This is a genomic window from Streptomyces sp. NPDC031340 (assembly GCF_055569945.1).
On record NZ_JBVIIE010000032.1, the window covers coordinates 100695 to 104716 of the forward strand.

General features: G+C 73.8%; 3 protein-coding genes. 1 reads left to right on the plus strand and 2 read right to left on the minus strand.

The window, feature by feature from the left end; genetic code table 11:
- Positions 1 to 159: 159 nt before the first annotated feature.
- Entirely contained in the window at positions 160 to 591 is a 432-nt protein-coding gene (locus ACZ5GT_RS24590; RefSeq protein WP_469029826.1) for a hypothetical protein, read from the minus strand.
- 316 nt (positions 592 to 907) lie between these two features.
- Here ACZ5GT_RS24590 and ACZ5GT_RS24595 point away from each other — a divergent pair, with 316 nt between their 5' ends.
- Entirely contained in the window at positions 908 to 3100 is a 2193-nt protein-coding gene (locus tag ACZ5GT_RS24595; protein ID WP_469029831.1) for a peptidoglycan recognition protein family protein, read from the plus strand.
- A gap of 76 nt (positions 3101 to 3176) precedes the next feature.
- Here ACZ5GT_RS24595 and ACZ5GT_RS24600 read toward each other — a convergent pair whose 3' ends face one another.
- Entirely contained in the window at positions 3177 to 3578 is a 402-nt protein-coding gene (locus ACZ5GT_RS24600) for a hypothetical protein (RefSeq protein ID WP_469029857.1), read from the minus strand.
- Positions 3579 to 4022 lie beyond the last annotated feature (444 nt).

Sequence of the window (4022 nt, forward strand, 5' to 3'; positions counted from 1 at the left end):
CCTCTCCCTTCCTTGGGCCGATGACAACCTCCCCCCCCCCCCCCCCCCCCCCCCCCCCCCCCCCCCCCCCCCCACGCCTCCACGGTCCTCAGCGTCCTGGGTCACACAAGTGTCACAGTTCGTCAGAAGCCCCGGGCGTGGCGAGGCGGTGGTCCGCGCTCAGGCGGCGGCTCCGCGGGTGCGGCCGTGCAGCGTGAGGTAGAACAGCCGAAGGGATTCCTCCGGGCTGCCCGTCTCGAAGCGGTTGCGGACCTTGCCGAGCGGGTTCCACACCCGTCCGTCGGCCATCCGCACCCCGACCGGCTGCCCGGACCAGGCGCGCTGCCGGTCGTCGAAGTCCACCCACTGCGCGCCCGCGCGGCGCACCAGCACCTCGCCCACGTACGCGCCGAGTCCGACGAGCGTGTCGTGCGCCCGCTCCGGGTCGGCGCCGCCCTTGCGCAGTCCGTCGATCAGGAAGTCGACGACCCGCAGGCTGCGCTCCGAGTAGTCCAGCGGCAGCCGGCCGCGGGCGGTCACCCGCGCGACGAGAGCCGCCGCACGCGACCGCATCTCGTCCGCGCACGGAACGCGTTCGTCCACATCGCTCATGGAACCCCCAGCTGGCTCGGCTCACGGGAGGGGATCCACCCCTCCCGCTGAACCAGCGGATCCCACGCCGTGAACATCACGGCCTCGCCGCGTGTCGATCGACACACGGCTGATCCACAGTCGGCGCACAACCTTTCCGCCGCTCGTGCGTCCCCCGGCACTCCACGGCCGTGGGGTGACGTTCACCCAGGACGCTGCGCTGTGTGTAGGTGCCACCTGTCGTGACGAGTGAGGCGGGTGAGCCTTCTGAGCCGGTTTCCTTCCAGGGGTGGGATAAGTGAGTCCTCGCGGGACGCGTGCGTACAGGCCGCTGAGCATGAAACGACGGGCGTGGCTGACGCTCGGCGCGGTGCTGCTGGGCGGCGGTGGTGTGGTGACGTACGCCGTCGCCAGTCCGCCCGGCGACGGCGGTGCCGCGGGGCGGGCCAAGCGGCCGGTGAGCGTGCACGGCCTGGCGCTGAAGGCGACCGCGGGCGGAGAGCGGGAGCTGCCGCGCACCCGGACCGAGCGGTTCTCGATGCTCGGCGTCTCCTGGGCAGACGCCGGCGCGCGGCTGCGCGGCACGGCCCAGGTGCGCACCCGCGCCGTGGAGACCGGCGAGTGGAGCGCCTGGCAGGACCTGGAGACGGACGCCGACCCGCTGGAGGACCCGCGGGCGCGGGCCCACGCGCGCGGCGCGACCGAGCCGCTGTGGGTCGGCCCCTCCGACGGCGTGCAGGTGCGGGTCGTCCACCGGGACGGCGCCACCGGCTCCGCGCTGCCCAAGGGGCTCGAGGTCAGCCTCGTCGACCCCGGGGTGGTGACGGACGCCGAGGCGAAGGCCGCCGAGCCGGCCGCGTTCGTGGCGGAGGGGACGCCCACCGACAGCGCGGCACCCACCGACAGCGCCGCGCCGACCGACAGCGCCTCCCCGTCCCCCTCGGTGTCGGCATCCGACTCCGCGTCCGCGTCCGCGAGCCCGACGGCCACCGCGCCCAGCGCGCCGCCGTCCACCGTGCCCGAGCCGCCGATCGTCCCGCGCGCCGACTGGGGCGCCGACGAGTCGCTCAGTCCGGACCCGTCGGAGTACAACGCCGACGTCAAGGCCGTCTTCGTGCACCACACCGACGGCGCCAACGACTACTCGTGCTCCGAGTCGGCGGCCATCGTGCGGGGCATCTACGCGTACCACACGCAGACCAACGGCTGGAACGACATCGGCTACAACTTCCTGGTCGACAAGTGCGGCACCGTCTTCGAGGGCCGCAAGGGCGGCGTCGACCTGCCGGTGCTCGGCGCGCACACCTACGGCTGGAACCGGGAGTCCGCGGGCATCGCGGTGCTCGGCGACTACACCACCACCGGCGCCACCGACGCGGCCCTGGCCTCGGTCGCCCGCGTCGCGGCCTGGAAGCTCGGCCAGTACGGCGCCGACCCCGCCACCACCGTGCAGCTGAAGGCGGGCGCGAGCCAGACGAACTACTCCGGCACGAGCTTCACCGCGGGCAGCTCGTACACCTTCGAGCGGATCTCCGGCCACCGCGACGGCTACAACACCCAGTGCCCCGGCGGCTCGCTGTACGCGCAGCTGCCGACCGTCCGCGCCTGGGCGTCCGGCCCGGTGCAGGGCCTGAAGGTGACCTCGCTGTCCGGCGCGGGCCTGTCCGGCTCGACGTACTACACCAAGGGCGCCGTGACCGCCCACTGGTCCACCACCACGCCGGGCTCGCTGATCTCCGGGTTCGAGCTGCTGGTCGACGGCAAGGCCGTCGCCTCCGTCGCCGGCACCGCCACCTCCGCGAGCGCCACGCTCCCGCTGGGCGGCCACACCGTCGCCGTGCGCGCCGTGCACCAGTCCGGCAAGGCCACCACCTCGGCCGCGCTGAACGTCATGGTGGAGACGACCGCGCCGACGTTCACCACGACCCCGAAGATCTCCCTGCGCACCGGCACCGTCAACACGAGCGCCGTCCCGGTCACCCTCGGCTGGAAGGCCACCGACAACGCCGCGCTGAAGTCCGTGAAGCTGCTGTCGCCGACGACCGCCGCCTACGGCCCGACGACCACCGCCTCCAGCCGCACGGCCCCGTCCGGCACCGCCACGACGTGGCAGATGCGGGCGTACGACTACGCCGGCAACTACCGCACGTCCTCGCCCTCCTACACGCCGGTCGTCCTCCAGGAGACCTCCGCGGTCAAGTCCGGCAGCTGGACCGCCCGTTCCTCCACCAGCTACCTCGGCGGCACGTCGTACTCCAGCGGTTCCAAGGGCGCGAGCCTGAGCTGGACCTTCACCGGCCGCTCCGCCTCCTGGGTGGTCTCCCGGGCGTCGAGTTCCGGTCAGGCGTACGTCTACGTCGACGGCGTCAAGGCGGCGACGGTCGACCTGAAGTCGTCGACCACGCTGTACCGCCAGGCCATCTGGACGAAGACCTGGTCCGGCAGCGCCCAGCACACGGTGAAGATCGTGGTCGTCGGCACGAGCGGCCGGCCCACGATCACCACGGACGGCCTGGTGTACATCAAGTAACCGTCCGTCCGTTCCCACGGGCCGGGCGCCCGCCCCGAAGGGCGGGCGCCCCGAAGGGCGGGCGCCCGGCCCGTCGTCACGCCTGGTCGGCGCCGGTCGCGTCCCGGCACAGCAGCCGCAGCGAGCCCTGCCCGGTGAAGCAGCGCCGGGCCTCGTCGATGGGGTCCCACAGCCGCCCGTCCGGCGTGCGGATCCAGTGGTCGCCGCCGCTCGTCCACCACTCGGCGCCGGTCTGCCGCACGATCACCTCACCGGCGTACGCGCCGAAGCCGCGCAGCACCTGGTCCACGGCGGCGTACGGCGCCTGCTCCCGGCGTATCCCGTCGATCATCCGGTCCACCCGCCACAGGCTCTGCGCCGAGTAGTCGAGACGCACCCGCGCCCCTTCCCGCATGGCCGACACCGCGTCCGCCGCCCACCGCACCGGCTTCACCGCGGCCGGGGGCCTCGTGTCCTGCCGCGTCTCCCGCTGTGTCATCGTCGTCACATCACCAAGAGCGTGGTGGTGGCACGAATCGTCACGCCGGTCACGGTCCCGGTGGTGTGACGCGCGGGCGCGCCGCTGCGCTCCGTAACTGATGAGCATGTACTTCCACCTCCGCGCGGTGCCGCCGCCGGCCCTGCGCAACAGCGCCGCATGGATGCGCCGGCTGTTCGAGGACGACTGGGACACCGTGCGCGAACGGATCGGCCGGCACCGCGAGGAGGTGCTGGACGGCACCTACCTCGACCACGACCTGCTCTACGCCGGCGCTCCCCCGCACCACGCGCCGGGCGGCCCGCGGGCCGACGTGGTCCTGGGCGGGGGGGGGGGGGGGCGCCCCCCCCGCCCCCCCCCCCCCCCCCCCCCCCCCCCCCCCCCCCCCCAAGAAGGGGGGGGGGAAGCCCCCCCCTCTCTTTGGCCCCCAAAAACAATGGATAG

Coding starts and splice junctions, on each gene's coding strand:
- ACZ5GT_RS24600 (WP_469029857.1), bottom strand. CDS start 3,578: ATGACACAGCGGGAGACGCGGCAGGACACGAGGCCCCCGGCCGCGGTG.
- ACZ5GT_RS24590 (WP_469029826.1), bottom strand. CDS start 591: ATGAGCGATGTGGACGAACGCGTTCCGTGCGCGGACGAGATGCGGTCG.
- ACZ5GT_RS24595 (WP_469029831.1), top strand. CDS start 908: ATGAAACGACGGGCGTGGCTGACGCTCGGCGCGGTGCTGCTGGGCGGC.